This window comes from Paenalicyclobacillus ferrooxydans (assembly GCF_001399675.1).
GTDB classification, from domain to species: domain Bacteria; phylum Bacillota; class Bacilli; order Alicyclobacillales; family Alicyclobacillaceae; genus Alicyclobacillus_B; species Alicyclobacillus_B ferrooxydans.
The window spans coordinates 12,007-30,338 of record NZ_LJCO01000076.1; the positions used below are offsets into that span (position 1 = coordinate 12,007).

General features: G+C 50.3%; 20 protein-coding genes. 1 reads left to right on the forward strand and 19 read right to left on the reverse strand.

What is annotated here, in order from left to right:
• Positions 1 to 42: 42 nt before the first annotated feature.
• The 10 genes from AN477_RS17205 to AN477_RS17250 form a co-directional block, all read right to left on the reverse strand.
• Positions 43 to 945, reverse strand: a complete 903-nt coding sequence (locus AN477_RS17205) for a DUF2232 domain-containing protein (RefSeq protein ID WP_054970410.1) — start codon at positions 943 to 945, stop codon at positions 43 to 45.
• Positions 946 to 949: 4 nt separating this feature from the next.
• Positions 950 to 1,246, reverse strand: coding sequence for a MazG-like family protein (locus AN477_RS17210; RefSeq protein ID WP_245631875.1), 297 nt, complete (start codon positions 1,244 to 1,246; stop codon positions 950 to 952).
• A gap of 175 nt (positions 1,247 to 1,421) precedes the next feature.
• Complete coding sequence (gene rpsR / locus AN477_RS17215; protein ID WP_054970412.1) at positions 1,422 to 1,652, reverse strand: 30S ribosomal protein S18; 231 nt, start codon at positions 1,650 to 1,652, stop codon at positions 1,422 to 1,424.
• Between the two features lie 53 nt (positions 1,653 to 1,705).
• Entirely contained in the window at positions 1,706 to 2,191 is a 486-nt protein-coding gene (locus AN477_RS17220; RefSeq protein WP_054970413.1) for a single-stranded DNA-binding protein, read from the reverse strand.
• A gap of 19 nt (positions 2,192 to 2,210) precedes the next feature.
• On the reverse strand, positions 2,211 to 2,498 hold the full coding sequence (gene rpsF, locus AN477_RS17225; protein WP_054970414.1) for a 30S ribosomal protein S6: 288 nt from the start codon (positions 2,496 to 2,498) through the stop codon (positions 2,211 to 2,213).
• 143 nt (positions 2,499 to 2,641) lie between these two features.
• Positions 2,642 to 3,742: a redox-regulated ATPase YchF gene (gene ychF / locus AN477_RS17230; protein ID WP_054970415.1), complete on the reverse strand. Its 1,101-nt coding sequence runs from the start codon at positions 3,740 to 3,742 to the stop codon at positions 2,642 to 2,644.
• A 540-nt stretch (positions 3,743 to 4,282) separates the two neighbouring features.
• Positions 4,283 to 6,280 (reverse strand): molybdopterin-dependent oxidoreductase, encoded by a 1,998-nt coding sequence (locus AN477_RS17235; protein WP_054970416.1) that lies wholly within the window; start codon positions 6,278 to 6,280, stop codon positions 4,283 to 4,285.
• On the reverse strand, positions 6,267 to 6,485 hold the full coding sequence (locus AN477_RS17240; RefSeq protein ID WP_054970417.1) for a DUF951 domain-containing protein: 219 nt from the start codon (positions 6,483 to 6,485) through the stop codon (positions 6,267 to 6,269). The genes AN477_RS17235 and AN477_RS17240 overlap by 14 nt, the downstream gene beginning before the upstream one ends.
• 6 nt (positions 6,486 to 6,491) lie before the next feature.
• Positions 6,492 to 7,385 carry a mechanosensitive ion channel family protein gene (locus AN477_RS17245; RefSeq protein WP_054970418.1) on the reverse strand — a complete coding sequence of 298 codons (894 nt, stop codon included), beginning with the start codon at positions 7,383 to 7,385 and terminating at the stop codon, positions 6,492 to 6,494.
• A 152-nt stretch (positions 7,386 to 7,537) separates the two neighbouring features.
• Entirely contained in the window at positions 7,538 to 8,122 is a 585-nt protein-coding gene (locus tag AN477_RS17250) for a hypothetical protein (protein WP_054970419.1), read from the reverse strand.
• A 99-nt stretch (positions 8,123 to 8,221) separates the two neighbouring features.
• On the opposite strand from AN477_RS17250, the gene yyaC reads away from it, so the two are divergent.
• Positions 8,222 to 8,833 carry a spore protease YyaC gene (gene yyaC / locus AN477_RS17255; protein ID WP_245631874.1) on the forward strand — a complete coding sequence of 204 codons (612 nt, stop codon included), beginning with the start codon at positions 8,222 to 8,224 and terminating at the stop codon, positions 8,831 to 8,833.
• A gap of 42 nt (positions 8,834 to 8,875) precedes the next feature.
• Here the strand turns inward: yyaC and AN477_RS17260 are convergent, their stop codons facing one another.
• From AN477_RS17260 to mnmE, 9 genes are all read right to left on the reverse strand, one after another.
• Positions 8,876 to 9,790, reverse strand: coding sequence for a diacylglycerol/lipid kinase family protein (locus AN477_RS17260; protein ID WP_054970420.1), 915 nt, complete (start codon positions 9,788 to 9,790; stop codon positions 8,876 to 8,878).
• Between the two features lie 55 nt (positions 9,791 to 9,845).
• Complete coding sequence (locus AN477_RS17265) at positions 9,846 to 10,349, reverse strand: DUF4446 family protein (protein ID WP_054970421.1); 504 nt, start codon at positions 10,347 to 10,349, stop codon at positions 9,846 to 9,848.
• Positions 10,350 to 10,525: 176 nt separating this feature from the next.
• Positions 10,526 to 11,257, reverse strand: coding sequence for a DUF554 domain-containing protein (locus AN477_RS17270; protein WP_211266028.1), 732 nt, complete (start codon positions 11,255 to 11,257; stop codon positions 10,526 to 10,528).
• Positions 11,258 to 11,320: 63 nt separating this feature from the next.
• The gene (locus AN477_RS17275; RefSeq protein WP_054970422.1) at positions 11,321 to 12,169 is read right to left on the reverse strand and encodes a ParB/RepB/Spo0J family partition protein; all 849 of its coding nucleotides are present in this window, start codon (positions 12,167 to 12,169) and stop codon (positions 11,321 to 11,323) included.
• A complete protein-coding gene (locus tag AN477_RS17280) occupies positions 12,162 to 12,929 on the reverse strand; it encodes a ParA family protein (RefSeq protein WP_054970423.1) in 768 nt (255 codons plus the stop codon). The genes AN477_RS17275 and AN477_RS17280 overlap by 8 nt, the downstream gene beginning before the upstream one ends.
• Positions 12,930 to 13,161: 232 nt before the next feature.
• A complete protein-coding gene (noc, locus tag AN477_RS17285; RefSeq protein WP_054970424.1) occupies positions 13,162 to 13,989 on the reverse strand; it encodes a nucleoid occlusion protein in 828 nt (275 codons plus the stop codon).
• Between the two features lie 199 nt (positions 13,990 to 14,188).
• Positions 14,189 to 14,905, reverse strand: coding sequence for a 16S rRNA (guanine(527)-N(7))-methyltransferase RsmG (gene rsmG / locus AN477_RS17290; protein WP_054970425.1), 717 nt, complete (start codon positions 14,903 to 14,905; stop codon positions 14,189 to 14,191).
• Positions 14,898 to 16,832, reverse strand: coding sequence for a tRNA uridine-5-carboxymethylaminomethyl(34) synthesis enzyme MnmG (gene mnmG / locus AN477_RS17295; protein ID WP_054970426.1), 1,935 nt, complete (start codon positions 16,830 to 16,832; stop codon positions 14,898 to 14,900). Before mnmG ends, rsmG begins: the two co-directional genes overlap by 8 nt.
• A 78-nt stretch (positions 16,833 to 16,910) precedes the next feature.
• Entirely contained in the window at positions 16,911 to 18,305 is a 1,395-nt protein-coding gene (gene mnmE, locus AN477_RS17300; RefSeq protein ID WP_054970427.1) for a tRNA uridine-5-carboxymethylaminomethyl(34) synthesis GTPase MnmE, read from the reverse strand.
• Positions 18,306 to 18,332 lie beyond the last annotated feature (27 nt).

Here is an 18,332-nt window from a genome sequence, read left to right on the forward strand (position 1 = left end):
CAAATTGAATTTACCGGATCGAGCACCAGTCACTAAAGCTTGTCAGCGTAGGCGCCTGGCAGACAACATCGAATCGAGTAATCCGAGCAGTACGAACAGGCTGTTGAGAAACAGTGCCGCTATTGCAACAACGACCAGCCACAGATAGCGCAAATGCAGTCTGTTGATGCGGCGCCAAACCAGTGCAATGCCTTGGATTGCAATGAAAAAACCAGCTAACAGAAATGCGTTGTTTACAGCACTCCACCAGTACGAACTATCTTTTCCTACGCCTGCGGCAACACAGAGTGTCGCAACAACGTAGACCCAAATCGCCGATGGAGGAAGACGCCAAGTGGACAGCAGAGTCTGCTGTGAGATTTCAGGGACCCCGGCAAATCTTCGGGCTATAACGTAGTTGAGCACCGCCGCGACGAGACTCAGGATGACAATGATGGCCGGTATCGCGGTTGCGATCCGGTTTGCTGCATCCGTGCTCATCTGTTGTATCTGCGCCGGACTCAAATGTAACATTGGCTGGTACATCTGCAGTGACAGAGCGCTCTGCTGCTGCAGTTCCGCCTGCAGATGCACACCGCTCCAGTAGAGAAAGGCCAGTCCGACAAGACCCATCATGATGAAAACAAGCGTCCCTGCGATCAAAGCCGGGTAGGCATTCTTTGCATGGGTCATGGCCTCACCCATGACCCACCCAGCCATGTATATACCGAGCGCGAAGACAATGGTTCCAATCCCTGCACCCGCGAAAACCAGCACAAGTGCCGTAATGACTGCAAGTACGACAGGGAGGAACCGGGATTGGTGAACAGTCAGTACGATAAAGGGAACTGGCATTAACCAAATGACCAGTCCCGTCAGCGGCGTGAAGGCAGCTGCTGCAGCCAACACTGCGAATAGTCCTACCGCAATGGGGACTTTCTGTCCGCGTAAGCGCGGCTGGTTCATGGCATCACCTCAGAGAGCGGAGGTACTCCTGAACGAATTCGATATCTGCCGGATCGACTTCTTGACCCCGTAACGAGCTAATCCATGCATTCTGCGCCTGCACGTCGACAGTGGCCAGGTCAAGGCCAAGTTGTCTGCCGAGGTAATAGGCAAGGCCTACTAGACCGCCGATGGACTCCGCCATGTCTCGATCGTTCCCGGACTGAATACTCCGGAATACATCCGTCAATTGTTGCATCATCTGGATCTTAACACTTTCCACACTACGGATCTTACGCGCAATCTGTACGTGATTATCCATTGGCGGCACCGTGACACCCTCCCCGTGCCGACGAACGCTGCCTTGCAATCTGCAAGGTGAGTCCGGCATCCGAAAGCTCGGTATAGCTCATCCGTTATTTCCACGTTTGTGAGGGATTATCCTGCTCGGGTCCATATGAGAAGAAGCGAGGGATCATTGTCCCTCGCTCCCGATCTTACTCTGTAGTATAAGGCATAAGCGCAATCTGGCGCGAACGCTTGATAGCCAATGTAACCTGGCGCTGATGGCGCGCGCAGTTTCCGGTAATGCGTCGTGGTAAAATCTTGCCCCGTTCTGTCAAGAACTTGTTCAGGCGATTCACGTCTTTATAATCAGCCTGTTTAATTCTGTCTACGCAGAACTGGCAGACCTTACGACGCTTCCCGCCACGACCTTTCCGCGGCATCCTTCATCACTCCTCGTCGTAGTCTTTGCCGAACACTTTTTTCATCGCTTGTCTTAAAACGGCAAGTCATCATCGGAAATATCGATGGGCTGACTGTCGTCTGCGAACGGATCATCGTCAAACCGAGGTGTGCGCTTCGGCTCAGGTGCTGGTCGAGACATGTTTTGATTCTGCGAAGGAGCCTGACTATAACCGGAGGAACTGTTCATTGAAGCATTATCTCCCCGATCAAGGAACCTCACAGTTTCTGCAACAACTTCTGCAACCCTGACTTTCTGACCTTCCCGATTCTCGTAGCTGCGAATCTGCAGTCTGCCGTCGACGGCCGCAAGCCTGCCTTTGTGCAAATACTGTGCACAAAGCTCCGCCTGTTTCTGCCACACGACGATATTGATAAAATCGGTTTCTCGTTCACCGGACTGGTTGTTGCGCATTCTGTCTACAGCAAGCGTAAACGATGCAACAGCCGTACCTGAGTTGGTGTAACGAAGTTCAGGATCCTGGGTTAATCGACCAATGAGTACCACCCGGTTCAGCATGCAAACCCCTCCACGAGATTTATTCGCCTACACGCACAGTAAGAAAACGAATTACGCTGTCGTCGATTCTCATCTGGCGCTCAAGCTCGCGAGTAAAGTCTGTGTCAGCTGAGTACTCCATGAGCACGTAGTATCCATCGCGACTATGATTGATCTCATAGGCGAGACGTCGTTTCCCCATCTCCTCAAGCTTGGAGATTTCACCACCGTGCTCAGTGACGAGATTTTGATACTTGGACACCAACGTGGATGTCTGTTCTGCTTCCAGATCGGACTTCAGAATATACATCGTTTCGTATTGGTGCATCACGCGTCACCTCCTTCTGGACTATGGCCCTGTCCCAAAGACAGAGCAAGGATGGGCTCGTCAAGAATCAACGTGCCAAGTACTCATATTAACACGTATGACCTTGCTTCACAATCAAAACTTTGAAACCAATCGACAATTGCTTAGACGTTGAAGCGAAAATGCATGACGTCACCATCTTGCACAACGTAGTCTTTGCCCTCAAGACGGACTTTCCCGGCTTCTCTGGCAGCATTATAGGAGCCTGTCCCAATCAAATCTGCGTAGGCAACCACTTCAGCTCGAATGAACCCCTTTTCGAAGTCGGTGTGGATGACTCCAGCGGCTTGCGGAGCCTTCGTTCCAGTTCGAATGGTCCATGCACGGACTTCAGGTTCTCCAGCGGTGAAATAGGTCCTGAGCCCCAGAAGGTCATAAGCCGCACGGATGAGCCGGTCGAGCCCCGATTCAACCAATCCGAGTTCCTCTAAAAACACCGCCTTGTCTTCCCCTTCTAGCTCTGCGATTTCAGACTCTAGTTGTGCGCTGACGACAACCACCTCCGCGCCTTCGGACGCGGCGCGCTCGCGGACCTTTTTTACGAAATCATTACCATCTTCATTTGCCGCCTCGTCCTCAGCAACGTTCGCTGCGTACAGTACCGGTTTGTTACTGAGCAAATGGAGGTCTCGTAACAACACTTTCTCATCATCACTGAGGTCAACAATACGAGCTGGCTTGCCGTCACCGAGCGTCGCCTCAATACGCTCCAGGGCGGCAACCTCAACGGCATACTTCTTGTCACCGGACTTGAGGTTCTTGCGGGTTCTGTCCAGCCTGCGTTGAACGGACTCGAGGTCGGCTAAAATCAACTCGAGTTCAATGACTTCGATGTCACGAAGTGGATCGACCGATCCACTGACGTGGGTGACATCCGGGTTCTCAAAACAGCGAACTACATGAACAATGGCGTCTACTTCACGGATGTGCCCGAGAAACTTGTTGCCAAGACCTTCACCTCGGCTTGCTCCGGCAACAAGTCCAGCGATATCAACAAATTCGAACGCGGTTGGCACAATTTTCTTGGGATGCACAATCTCAGCGAGTTTAACTAACCGCGGGTCGGGAACTTCGACCACGCCCACGTTCGGATCAATGGTACAAAAAGGGTAGTTGGCCGCTTCAGCGCCTGCCTTTGTGATGGCATTAAACAAAGTTGATTTTCCCACATTGGGGAGTCCGACGATACCTGCCTGCAGTGGCATGCTTGCACCTCTTTTTTCCTCCGCTATGGCCCAATGGAGACAGTATAGGGCGGAATCAGTAGCGGAACAATCATGTCAAGTGATAAAGTATACCATATCGTAATAAGCGTTGCGATTTGTCCATATCGTAATAGAGAAAGTCAATTTGGACTAGTCTCTCTCCGCGATGTAGTTTGGTTCCAGTGGTCAACAAGGATTCATTCACTTTATGTTTGCTTCAGGGCTCCCGGGACTATTGTGCCATGGATGAAAGACGGAAATAGTGGCAAAATAAAGATGCCGAGGAGGTGAATCGTCATGCTCAGGCGACTCATGCGTAAACTTCGCGTGCGGAAGCTGCCGACGAAAGCCCTTGCGGTCGAAGTACTGCCCTCCACAAGGAACCGCCGGAGCACGATGCTCTGCGCATAGCTCTTGCTGACACGCCGTATTGCGACTGTCGACAGGTGCTGCAGTGCGTGTGCAGCTGCCGCGTATCTCACACCTTTTACGTAGTCGCCGCACTCGGCGACATGGGGTCCCGGTCAGGGACCCCATTTTTTATGCCTCCAAGACAAGGTTGCAAGAAACGTCGTACTGCGCAGTTTGGGACCCAAAGTCTGCGGAACGTACAGGTGTCAGTTGATTGATAGTCATTCCTCCGTTCCACCAACCCGACTCCAATTTCACGGTATAAGGGTGCCCATCCTCAATCACTTTGATATAGACTCGCAATTCACCATACGGGGTTTGTAGTCGTGCATCGGCACCGGTCGATAGCCCTGTTTCCGCAGCAATGACTTCAGATATTTCGGCTGTGGGTCGGTTCGGCAGTTGCGGCCAATGACGGTGTTGTGAGTTCTCAGAGGTTCTTGGGTGAATTGTTAAAAGCGCATAGGGATATTGTGCACCTTTCGAATTAGAAACTGCCATCGATTCCTTTGGCTGCACGTATGAAGCCGTCAGTGACAGACCGTCTCGTTGGGCAAACTTCGAGGCGAACTCAAACTTCTTGGATGGTGTGACAAAGACGCCATCGTTAAACGGCACGTCGGCAAGCGGGATCTGTAGAGTTCCATTGTTGCGCAGATCTTTAATGCCAAGGTTATGTCTGGAAAGCGGACGCAGCGCCCGTTCAAACCATTCCTCCAGCGGTTTATGCATATCGTCACCAAATCCGAGACGGTCTGCCAACAGTGCGAATATCTCGTGATCGGCTTTGGCCTCTCCTTCCGGGTCTATGACGCGGTTCGCAAACGTGATGTAAGGATGCCACATGGTGGAAAGTGATATGTCTTCTTCTTCAAATACTGTCGTACAAGGTAAGAAGTAGTCAGCCAACTCGGCAGTCGCTGTCATCATTGTGTCGAGCACCACGATAGTCGGTATGGCAGCGTACGCCTTCAGTAAAGATTCTGTATTCGGTACCTGCGATACTGGATTGGTGCGTGTTACAAACATCAGGTCGATTGGGGGATCTGCGTTTATGATAGAGAGTGCTTGAGTCCCTCTTTCGAATTCTCGAACGTCAGCATTTTCCCGTCCTGTCAAGGCTGCCTCATCAATGAATTGAGTCATTTCTCGGTTGGCGTAATTCACTCCGCCTCCCTTTTTACCAATTTGCCCTGTGGCCGCAGCTAACGCGTCGATAGCTCGGATTGTATTGCCTCCGCCGGCATAACGCTGTAATCCAAGCCCAAGAAGCGTAGATAACGGTTGGGTCTTGCCGTACCAAGTTGCCAGTTCCTGAATGAGGTGCACAGGCACATTGGTCTCGGCACTAACAAAGTCAAGTGTAAAAGAGTCAAGATATGCGCTTAGCTCAGCAAAACCGATAGAGTTGTGATCAATAAATGTCTTGTCAATCCAGTCATTGTCTCTGCAAATTCGCAGTGCACCAAGGGCTAAGGCACCGTCAGTGCCCGGGCGCGGCCGAATGAGAACACTTGCTTTGCGGTCAAGGTCAGTCGGCAACGGATTGATGACCATGAGCTCAGCACCCTGTTCCATCGCTTCGCGGACAAACGGAACCATATGCATGTTGGTGACAGGCAGGTTTCTACCCCAAACGACAATTCGTCGAGCGTGTCTCAGATCGGATGGATGGTGGCTCCTGGCCTGGCCAAAATCATAGGTTTGCGCCATCAGGCCCGCATCCCAACAGAGACTCCCAACGGTTTCGGTACAACCGCCCAGTTGATAGAAAAACCGTTGATTGAGACTTTTCAAGATGGTCCCGGAACCCCAGTCGTAATTATGAAAGATAGAGTGGTGCCCGTGAGCGTCGAGTGCGTGTTGAATTTTCTCCGCGATCTCGGTTAGGGCGTCATCCCAGGTGATATCACACCAAACACCCTTCACCTTTTTTTTCGGGGTCAAAATCCGGTCAGGCGAGTACGTACGGTCAAGAATTCTTCGACCTCTGCTGCAGATGGTGCCTTTTGTCACAGGATGCGTTTCATCACCACGCAGACTGACGATTTTGTTGTCTTTCACCACAGCTATCATGCTGCAGGCATCCCAACAGTCGAGTGGACATGCTGTCTTAATTTCCGTCATGGGTGCCCTCCTGACGCTCGCCTTGAACCAGAACCTTTCGAATCACGCGGTCAAACCTCTGGCGCGGTATCAGGACGCTGTGGTCGCACTTCGTACACTTGACTCGAATATCCATGCCCATACGGATGATACACCAACGATTTTCACCACATGCATGCGGCTTTTTGAGCGTCACGATGTCCCCAAGACCGTACACGACTGCCATCTCGGTTCACTCCTTGTTCTGCGAGACTGTCATTTGCCGATTCGGAAAAATATCTGAGTGTTTAATCTCAATCACCCGTTGCGGCACCGGAATGTCTATCCCAGCTTCATCAAAGGCCTCTTTGATCTTTAAATATGCCATCCTCTGAACCCCGTACTGCGTCATAGCTTTACAATCTGCTGTCGCCCGCAGCAGGATGTCATCCGCTTGCAAGGCTTGAACCCCAAGAACGTTGATGTCGCCGACAATGTTGGGATTCGTCGCTTTCATGTCCTGCATGGTGCGGTTCATAATCTCCATGGCCTGATTAATGTCCGTAGCGTAATTGACTCCGACATCAACCACCGCAAGAGAGTTGGTACGTGAGTAATTCGTAACCTGTTGAACCAAGCCATTCGGGATACTCTCCACTTCACCAGTCCAAACCTGCAGACGTGTCAGGCGGATACCAATCTGTGTTATAGTTCCGGTCTGACCATTGATGGTGACGTAGTCGCCGACACCGTACTGGTCCTCAAAGAGAATAAAGAAACCAGTCAAAAGGTCCTTGATTACGCTTTGGGCTCCGAACCCTACTGCCAGCCCCGCGATCCCCGCACCGGCAAGTAACGTCTGAATATGAAAACTCAGTATCTCGAGACTCATTAGGACAAAGATGAAATAGATGGTATAGCGGATGATGTTGTGCACCAGGGAAAGCAGCGTTTGTCGGCGTCGCTCGTCAATCTTGACTGCCCGGAACTGGAGTACCCGCCTTGAAGCCCTGGAGAGAACAGAGATTAAAATCCGCGCTGCAATAAAGAGGACTACAATCTGCCCCACATCTCTCGCAACGGTGGTGAGAAGATCAGCGTGTTTGGAAGCATAGGCAAGGGTGAATTTCCATAGCTTGTCCCACATGAGACTTCCCCTCCTTCATCCCAGTTTGCCTCCCCTAAATATATCACAGGACTGCAGTTGGGGTTCGGGCACGACGACACAAGAGGGGCAGGTATATTTTGATACCTAGAGCACGCGTGCCTGACGTTCTTCGGAGGACGGGTCGCAATCAGCTAGGGTGTGTGAAAAAGCAATGCGTAGAGGTGCATGGCCACGGATTGCCCGATTAAGCCGGCGAGCCCTTGGAAGGGTCGAACCCAAGCTAGGTTTGCAAAGAGAGTGACGCTAAACACCCCCGTATACAAGGTACAAGTTAGGGCTGTGAAGACTGTGATCCATCTGGCGTCAAGCCGTACTTCCGGCGATTCTTCACCGAGGTCCCAGATTGCCCTTCTTAGGAAGACGATAACCGCAAACGTAACAAATACAGCGAGTGTAATCGCACAAAAAACCAAAACCTTTGCAACATGAATAGCAATCCAGTGCGTTTGCGTCATTGATGTGTCTACTGGCTGAGGCGGCACATAGTGGGCGAGTATGGACACAGCCTTCGCATTTGTTGTGATATTACGTTCAATCCAAAGAAAGGCGGGATGCGCAGGCGAGGCAAACCATCGAGAGACACGCCCTGATGTTTGCCATGCTGTATAGCCGGCAGCGAAGACACCCCCAGTGTACAGCAATGCGGTTTGAAGTCTTTTTTTAACGAGCCAAATAAAGCACCACGAAAGTTCCACGAGCAGTACAACGTCAATCATCGCTAGTCCCCCTACCAGACGAAGAAACCTTATAGGACAGGTATAGTTCACAGTACGCGTACGTATACTGGGAATATTCCGGCGTAGGAGGATGTTTGCGTGACCCATCCAACCGACCTGAACGAATTTTCGGCAGAAGCATTTGCTACGCAGCGTGTGTCATTCGAGGATGACATGGCTGTCTTCATCCTCTCTAGAGCCATCGATCAAGTTTTGCAAAGCGCCTCTGGCAGGGACATCGTGATCGTCTGTGTCGGAACGGATCGTTCCACAGGAGATGCGTTTGGACCCATTGTGGGCTCAAAACTCAGCGGCCTGAAGAGTGTTCGAGTTTATGGAAGTCTGGAGGAACCGGTACACGCGGTAAATCTTGCTGCTACCTTGGAGCAGATTCGCTGTGCCAATTTTCGCAATCCATTTATTTTGGCCATCGACGCCTGTCTAGGGAAGTTTGATCATGTAGGACAAATCATCATTGAACGGGGTCCCCTTCGACCTGGGGCTGGAGTTAAAAAATCTTTGCCTGAATTCGGAGATTACACGATTACAGGAGTCGTCAACGTGAGTGGCTTTATGGAGTATTTTGTTTTGCAAAATACGCGACTAAACGTTGTCATGAAAATGAGTGACATTGTCGTTGAAGCACTGAAAGGTAGTTTGAGAAGGTATTACAATCGGCAACGTCTTGTCAGCACAAGTGAGTACCCGTAATCCGGTTAGACAAGGGGGCAAAGCTAGTGCATTCTCAGCAAGTCATTGTAGAGATTTAGGTTCGTCAACAGCAGAAACAGGAAGCAACACGCGGAGTTCCGGCACGACTTCTACCTCAGCGCACGCAGGACTGTCGTAGCATTCGCCGTCGTATTCTGCGGCTGTGAGCGGATATGAAAATTCAATGGTGAATCGCCGGGTTTTTAAATACGTCACAGACGGATCGGACACATGCGTTCCACGATAGATTTGTGGGAAAAGCCGAAGTATACCGAGTTTCGAGAGCCCAGTTGCGATGACCAAATCGAGTTGCCCGTCAGACGGACAGGCCGTCGGGGCAATTTTCATTCCGCCGCCAAAGAGGGCTCCATTCGCAATCGCAAAGATAGATGCATTGGTGAAGGAGTAGGTGACGTTATCTTCAGTGCGGACCGCCGCGTGAAACCAGCGGTGTTTCCAGAGTACCAGAGGTACGACAATTCCATAGCCCATGCGACCGACCCTTTTTAGCAAAGCATGCTTTTCAATCCAGTGCACCACCTCTGCATCAATGCCAAACCCAGCTAAATTAAAGACAGGGTTACCATTGATGCGAATCACATCAATGGTCTGAAGCGTTCCTCTGAGGAGCATATCCATCAGTGCATCAGAGTCAACTGGAAGTCCTAGATTTCGAGCCATATCATTCCCCGTACCACCAGGAACAATAGCTAGACCACAGCCAAGCCGAAGGGCCTCTTTGGCGGCGTAATGAGCCGAACCGTCCCCGCCAACGCTCACCAAAATCGTTTCAGGGTCAAGGGCAGGAATAGTTTCATGGACATAGGACTTGGTCATGACCATAGGAATTCCCTCGATGGCCGCACGGTCTTCGAGGGAATTTGAAATGGTGGACCAAATGTTTAATGCTTTGCCGCGACCTGCAGCGGGGTTCACAATGAAATGGAATCTTCGCATATACACCTTCGCCCAACGAGATTCAAACTATGGTTTGACCAACAAAGTGCAGAAGTTAGACCAGTTGTTTTGGGACCTTGTGTTTGGACAAGGACACCACTTCAGATTCTTCACTCGTCAGCGGATACGTTGATTGGCCTTCAACAACCGGCTTCCCGTATGTACGGGATTCCTCTCTGCCGTAAATCGACGAGAGAACCACCCCTGTTTGCGTATCATCCAACAGGGCGATGGAGAAACTCAGGTCACTCCCTGTGTCTGAAAAGGCATTGTAACGTTTGATTGATGGGGTTCCGATTTTTGTTCGAAGTGCGGTCTCCATCGCCCGGACGTTCGCCGCCACATTCGCTAGTGACTCCTCGGCTTCTCGAACTTTGTCAATCGTTTGTGCGTACACAGCCTCTAAGTCAGCAGTTTGATGAATGCCTTGCCAGCGCTTAAACTGACGACGCATTTTGGACTTCTGTGCAGACGACACAAGGAAGAGCACGAAATTGAGTATGGCGATTGCGCTTAGGACAATCAACCAAAGTATCATGGTTTCACTGGACAGCTTCATGCGGCGTTACTCCAATCCCAAATAGTGAATCGCAAGATCATAGGTACTGGATTTCCAATTCCCGAACCATAGTATGCGGCAAAAACAAGATTGTCTTCACAGGCAAATTCTGCAGTTTTAGGCGAGCGAGTAAGCAGTTTCTTTCGCAGCGTTGATCTGGTGAATCACCCTTGGCATCAACCATGGTACAGGTGGACGATGGAGAGCAGTGTAGTCAAGTGAGGAGCCCACCACTTCAGCAATGCTGCGACAAACATTGCCGGAAGCAGGTTGCCCACTGCCAGTTTTTTGAGTCCCAGGAGGTTAATCCCGATTGCAGCGATTAACAATCCACCGGTGGCTGTCATGCACGAAATCACCGCCTGATTTTGCAGGTCAGCTCCAAACAAATGTGCAATGGTTGCGATTCCGCCTTCGTACAGCACAACCGGCAGCACTGAAAAAACAACCCCAACTCCGAGCGTTGACGCAAAAACAGTTGAAGACACAAAATCTAAAAGAGACTTTGCGTACAGCGTTCGATGGACATCAGTCAGACCACTTTGAATAGCCCCCACAATAGCCATTGAGCCCACACAGAACACCAAACTAGCGGTCACAAAAGCTTCTGCTGTACGACTCGTATCCGAACGAACGAACTTGCGTTGCACCCAATCCCCCATACGGTTCAGCAAACCATCAATATTAATCCATTCACCGAGCAGAGCCCCAATGACCAAACTAATAATAATGATTAGAATGTCTCCAGTATCGCCAAGCGCCATCGAGAGACCGATTAACAGCACCGCCAACGATAGACCTTGCATCACCGTGGAGTGAAAACGAGGCGGAACCTTCGGCATCAGAAGGCCGAGTCCTGTGCCGATGAGAATCGCCGCCCCATTGACTAAAGTGCCTAACAAATACACAGATGTCTGCACCACCCTGCAAGATACACTTCAAGTGAATATACAAATGAGTCTTTATCGAGACTATTGCATTTTTGTTGCAATAAGTCCTAGAATACGTTCCAAGTCATCACGTGAGAAATATTCAATTTCAATCTTGCCTCGCTTTTTTCCTTGCAAGATTTTGACCGATGTCCCAAGATATCTACGGAACTCATCTTCGTACAATTGAACGTTCGGATCCTTTTTGACCTTTGTTTCACGTGAAACATTCTTTTCTGGATTGTACACGAGCGACTCAAGCTTACGTACACTCATTTCCTGTTGAACAACCAGATCTGCAAGCTGACTTTGTTTCTTAGCATTATCCACGGCCAATAACGCACGGGCATGCCCCATCGACAATGTTCCACGTGAAACATATTGTTGTACTGAGGAGGGTAATTGGAGCAACCGCAACATATTCGCAACATGACTCCGACTTTGGCCTACACGACGAGCAAGTTGCTCTTGCGTCATATTCGCCTTCTCCATCAGATTGGCATATGCCTCAGCAATCTCCAGGGCGTTGAGGTCCTCTCGCTGAAGATTCTCAATCACAGCCACTTCCATTAATTCGACTTCCGAGAATTCTCTAACCACTACTGGGACTCGCTCTAACCCCACCAGTTGCGCTGCGCGAAACCGCCGTTCACCAGCAACAATGTCATAACCCTTGACTTTGCTCTTTCGAACAATCAGTGGCTGTATAATCCCGTGTTGCTCAATGGATTCCGCCAATTCCTTTAGTTTCTCCTGATTAAACTCTCGCCTCGGCTGGTAGGGATTCGGACGAAGTTCCTCAATTGCCACCTCGTGAACTGCATCGGCTTCGGTGACATTCAATTGTGGGATTAATGCCTCAAGACCTTTGCCGAGCCCTTTCTTAACCACCTCTCACCACTTCCTTTGCGAGATCCATGTACGTCTCCGCACCACGTGACCGCGGATCGTAGAAGATGATAGGTTGACCGTGACTTGGCGCTTCACTAAGGCGTACATTTCTCGGAATGACAGTATGGTACACCTTGTCCCGAAAATACTTCTTAACATCTTCGATTACCTGCAGGCCAAGATTCGTTCGGGCATCTAACATCGTCAAAACGACACCTTCCACTTCCAATGAAGTGTTAAGATGCTTTTGGACCAACCGAATGGTATTCAAAAGCTGGCTGAGGCCTTCCAGCGCATAGTACTCACACTGAATAGGAATCAACACAGAATCTGATGCAGTCAACGCATTCACCGTCAAGAGACCAAGCGATGGTGGACAATCAATAATAATGTAGTCAAACTGACTTCTAAGCGGCTGTAGCGCACGTCTCAAACGGACTTCTCTTGAGATCGTCGGTACGAGTTCAATTTCGGCGCCAGCCAGCTGAATTGTTGCGGGAAGAACGGAAAGCGAATCTAACCTTGTCGGTAAGATAGCGTCTTGGACTGCCACATCGTTAATAATGACATCATAAACGCAGTAACGAACATCAGCCTTGTTTATCCCAATGCCTGATGTCGTGTTTCCCTGCGGATCAATATCTACCAACAGTACACGTTTTCCCAAACTGGCAATACAGGCCCCTAAATTGACCGCGGTCGTGGTCTTGCCCACACCACCCTTTTGGTTCGCCACTGCAATAACACGCCCACTGGCCAATGTTGCGCCCTCCTAACAATATTCGCCCAAATATGCTAACATCCATTCTACTTCAAAACAATGCTCAGGAGGTCACTCAATCAAAAAGTGTAAGAGGATCTTAAACTAGTATCCTATCAATTATCCCATACAATTCACGAATCGGTAACCCGTTCCAAAGCAGAAATAAAAAGGACCCCCGCCGTGGGAGATCCCTGCGACCCTTCAGTGTGTGGCTTCCAGCCATGCAATCTTACTTCTTTGGAACCCGAATAACAAACTCGTAGAAGTCTGCATCATCCTGTTCCTGACAGTCTACTTGGAGCCCAGACTTTGTAATCATCGATAGAGACTGCCGAATTGTGTTCACAGCCAGTCGAACATCTTTGGACAAGCCCTTTCTCCTCGCCCTCGGACGCTCAGGTTGTTGCAACCGCGCCATCACAGCCTTGACGCGTTCTTCCGTCTGCTTAACATTCCATCCCTTATCGATGCATTCTTCAAGGATCTTAATCTGCATCTCTTCCGAAGGCAGTGCCAGCAGTGCTCTTGCGTGGCGCTCAGTAATCTGACGTTGTAATAGAGCTTCCCGAACAGACTCAGGCAAATGTAACAGCCTGAGCTTATTGGCAATCGTTGATTGCCCTTTGCCAAGTCTCTGAGCTAAACTCTCCTGTGTCAATCCATGAATTTCCAGCAACTGTTGATAGGCGACAGCCTCTTCAATTGGCGTCAATCCCTCACGTTGCAGATTTTCGATTAAAGCCGCAGACGCTGTCTGCGCATCGTTCATGACACGCACTATGGCAGGAATTGTTTTCCATCCCAAGCTTCGAACTGCCCGCCATCGGCGTTCCCCAGCAATCAACTCATATTTGCCATTGTTTCTGCGCACGACAATCGGTTGAATCACACCATGCGTACGAATGGTAGCAGCCAGTTCGGAAATGCTCGACTCGTCAAATACGGTTCGGGGCTGAAACGGGTTCGATACTATCTCATCCACACCAATTTGCACCACATTCGTATCTTCAGGGCCTGCTTCCCGCGAACCCAGCAGTTTTCCCCATGACTCTCGCATCACCGCTATCCCTCGATTCATCGCTCTATATCTTCCGCCCTTTGTCTACGTAAATTGGTTTCCATGAAACCTGGCCGAATTCCTTCCTCAGGACAAAACTTCCTTCCATTCGCCAAATGCCGACAGCCTTTCGACAGCGGGCACAGCCAAATTATTCCCTTGGAAATGTTCACCTTCTCCAGTTCACGACTACACGTTATTACAAAGGCGCTTTCTGCGGTGTTCCAGCCTTTCGGGGATACTCCTTGGGGGTACTCCGGTCTTTTCGAATTCCTACCAAAGTACGTGTACCCATGTCGAGAGGCAGTGTGCAGCTCTGCATAAATGCTTCTCTACCACCTAATATCCCAATGGCGTGTGTCGCCTCTGCCGACTCGTCTTCTACAGACGGACCCTTATAGGATACAAACCAGCCACCCACTTTTACGAGCGGCAGAGTCAACTCACATAACACATTCAGTTTGGCCACCGCTCGAGACACGACCAAATCAAAGGATTCCCGGTATTGTTTCTGCCTGGAAAAATCCTCTGCACGTGCATGCACGAGATCCACATTCTTAAGTGCGAGTGCATCAACCACTGATTGCAAAAACTTCAACCGTTTTGCCAATGCATCCACCAACACGAAGTGTTTGCCGGGGGCAGCAATGGCCAGCACAAGCCCAGGAAAACCAGCGCCGGTCCCGATATCACAAATGCGATGTGACGACGCTAAGACGGACTCGCTTTCGGAAGATGAGGCAATTAAGAGGCTGTCAAAGAAATGTTTGACATAGACCTCAGTCTCATCGGTGATGGCGGTCAGATTTACCTTCTCATTCCAATCCACCAACATCTGAAAATACGTCCCTAACTGCTCCCACGCTGTATCGTTCAAGCTCGCGAACGCTTTGCGCAACTCTCTTACATCACCCATGCGCTCTGTGTTCCTCCTGTTGTCCTCGGCCAAAGTTCTGTTCTATCGCGATCAGAAGAATCGAGATATCAGCCGGAGTAACCCCAGGGACTCGAGATGCCTGACCGACCGTCTGCGGCCGTATTTTCGTCAATTTTTCCCGCGCTTCAGAGGCAAGTCCTCGAATTGAGTCAAAGTCCAACCACTCGGGGATCCGCTTTTCCTCAAGTTTCTTCTGACGGACAATTTCCTGCTCCTGCTTCTGAATGTAGCCTGCATACTTGGTCTGGATTTCAACCTGCATGACCACTTCGTCATCGAGCGTTAAAGTCCCCGAGCTGTCCTCTCCTGCCAAACTTGATGAGTTGCGTTCCATCCGCTCAATGTGACTGTACAGTACCTCAGGACGGCGCAACAGCTGCTCAAGGGAAGCAACCTCAGTAATCTCGCGCGACGGAATGGTCCGAAGTACAGGATTCGCGGCTTCCGGCTTAACCCGGATATTTTGCAAGCGTTGCTTTTCGCGTTCCACAGCCTCACGTTTGGCAGCCATGGATTGATACTTCTCCTTCTTCAATAACCCTATCTCGCAGCCAATGTCCATTAATCTAAGATCTGCATTGTCGTGTCTAAGCAAAAGTCGGTATTCCGCCCGTGATGTGAGCAGTCGATAAGGTTCATTGGTTCCTTTCGTCACCAAATCGTCAATCAATACACCGATGTATGCGTCCGATCTCGATAGAACAACCAGGTCTTTCTGCTGCGCCCTGCGGGCTGCGTTGATACCTGCCATAATACCCTGCCCGGCCGCCTCCTCGTATCCGGATGTCCCATTGATTTGGCCAGCGGTAAACAGCCCTCCGACGAACTTTGTCTCTAGTGTCGGCCAGAGTTGGGTCGGGACAATCGCGTCATACTCAATTGCGTATCCAGGACGAAGCATTTCGGCTTTCTCCAAGCCGGGGACGGTCCTCAAAATCTGCAGCTGCACGTCTTCCGGAAGGCTTGTCGAAAGCCCCTGAACGTACCACTCACTCGTGTCCTTGCCTTCAGGTTCTAGAAATATCTGATGGCTATCCCGCTCACTGAATCGAACGACCTTATCTTCAATCGACGGGCAGTACCGAGGACCAGTCCCTTCAATCTGTCCAGAGTACATGGGGGCACGGTGCAGGTTTTGTCGAATGATCTCGTGACTGTCCACCGTTGTGGACGTTAACCAACAAGAGACTTGTTCGCGTTCCGGAACATCTTTATCAAAAGAAAAATGTCCAGGATGTTCATCTCCAGGCTGCTCCACCATCGGACCGAAATCAATGGTGTGTCGATTAATCCGAGGCGGCGTGCCGGTTTTGAAACGAACCGTCTCGAAACCGAGACGGTGCAGGCTGGCTGACAGTTTTACAGCAGGGAGTTGCCCATTTGGCCCACTCTCATATGAAACATCTCCGATAAAAACCCTTCCGCGCAGGTATGTGCCAGTCGTCAGGACAACCGATGATGCTCGATATTCCAATCCTGACTTCGTGACGACCCCCTGAATTTGGCCCTCTGCAGCAATCAATTCATCTACCATACCTTGTTTCAAGGTTAGGTTTGGCTCGTCTTCAAGAGTCCTCTTCATGTTCAGACCGTATAAAACCTTATCTGCCTGCGCGCGCAACGCCTGCACAGCTGGCCCCTTACCAGTGTTCAGCATCCTCATTTGAATATAGGTTGCATCAATGTTGCGCGCCATTTCACCACCGAGTGCATCAATCTCTCGCACGACAATACCTTTTGCCGGTCCTCCAACTGAAGGATTACACGGCATGTAGGCTATGGTGTCGAGATTGATGGTTAACAGCAGCGTACGACAGCCCATCCGCGCACTCGCGAGCGCCGCTTCACAACCTGCGTGTCCAGCGCCTACCACAATCACATCATAGTTCCCGCTGAGAATCGCCATCTGTATCCTCCTCGTACCGATTTATCTTTCAGTTCATTCCCTAATCTTCATCATCTATTAAACAAACCTGTTTCCGGTCTATTTCCCTAGGCAAAAGTTCGAAAATATCTCATTCAACAAGTCTTCGCCAGCTTCTTCTCCAATCACCTGACCAAGGCCTGCATAGGCACTTTGCAACTGAACCGCGATGATATCAAGTGTTGCCCCAGCAGCAGCTGCTTCAACAGCTAACTCTAAATCGTCCACTACGCCTTGAAGAAGTGTATTCTGGCGTGCGTTGGTCATGTAACTCGCATCATCCATCTGTACGCCGCCAGCTGTTGCTCGTAAAACCATCTCATGTTCCAATTCTTCCAACCCGCGTCCGGCTTTTAAGGACAGTTCTACGACCGCCGAATCCCCAGCAAGCGGTTCGACCCCATCAATGCGCCGCTCAAGATCCGACTTATTTAATACGATGACGCGAGGCAACCCCTCCGTTTGGAGCAATAGTTCCTCATCCTCAAGCGAAAGCGGCTCATTGGAATTCAACACGACAATCACAAACTCAGCCTCTCGAAGAGCCTCTCGCGATCGTTCAACACCGAGTTTTTCTACGATATCCTCCGTGTCTCGTATCCCAGCAGTGTCTAGAATACGAAAGGGGATACCTCCAATATTGGCATACTCCTCAATGACGTCTCTAGTGGTACCGGGGATGTCTGTAACGATCGCTCGATCTTGCCTTAACAAGGCATTCATGAGTGATGACTTGCCAACATTCGGCCTTCCAAGAATCACAGTGCGAATGCCCTCACGAAGGACTCGTCCCATCTTACCACGCCGAATCAGTTCCTGTATCTCGGTAAGCAATTCCTGTCCAGTTTCAATAACACGCGCACAAGCTACACTTTCTACATCATGTTCTGGATAATCGATGGTCACTTCCACATGTGCCTGCAATCGAATTAATGTCTGGCGCATTCGACGGATGGATTCACTGAAGTCTCCTTTTACAAGCTGTAACGCAGAGCGACTCGCAAGTTCCGTTTTGGCCCGAATTAAATCAATCACGGCTTCTGCCTGGGATAGATCAATTCGTCCGTTGAGAAACGCTCGTTTTGTGAATTCCCCTGGTTCGGCTAAACGAGCTCCCGCCATAAGCGCTGCACTAAGCACGCTCTGCACCAATTGCAACCCGCCGTGTACCTGGAACTCTACGACGTCTTCGGCAGTATAACTGTGCGGACCCGGCATCCATAGTGCAACACATTCATCAAGGTCAGATTTTGTCTCAGGGTGAATCAGTGTTCCGTACCACATTCCCCGTTTCTGCTCAGACAGGTGAGCATTGCCTTTTAACTTCAGCATTCGATCGGCAATCCGACCTGCTTCCGGACCACTGACGCGGACCATACCTACACTCGCTTCACCGAGTGCAGTTCCAATCGCTGCTATGGTGTCTGTTGCATATACCTCGCCGCGTTCCCTCACAGTTTTCGCCTCCTTGCCACCATGCAA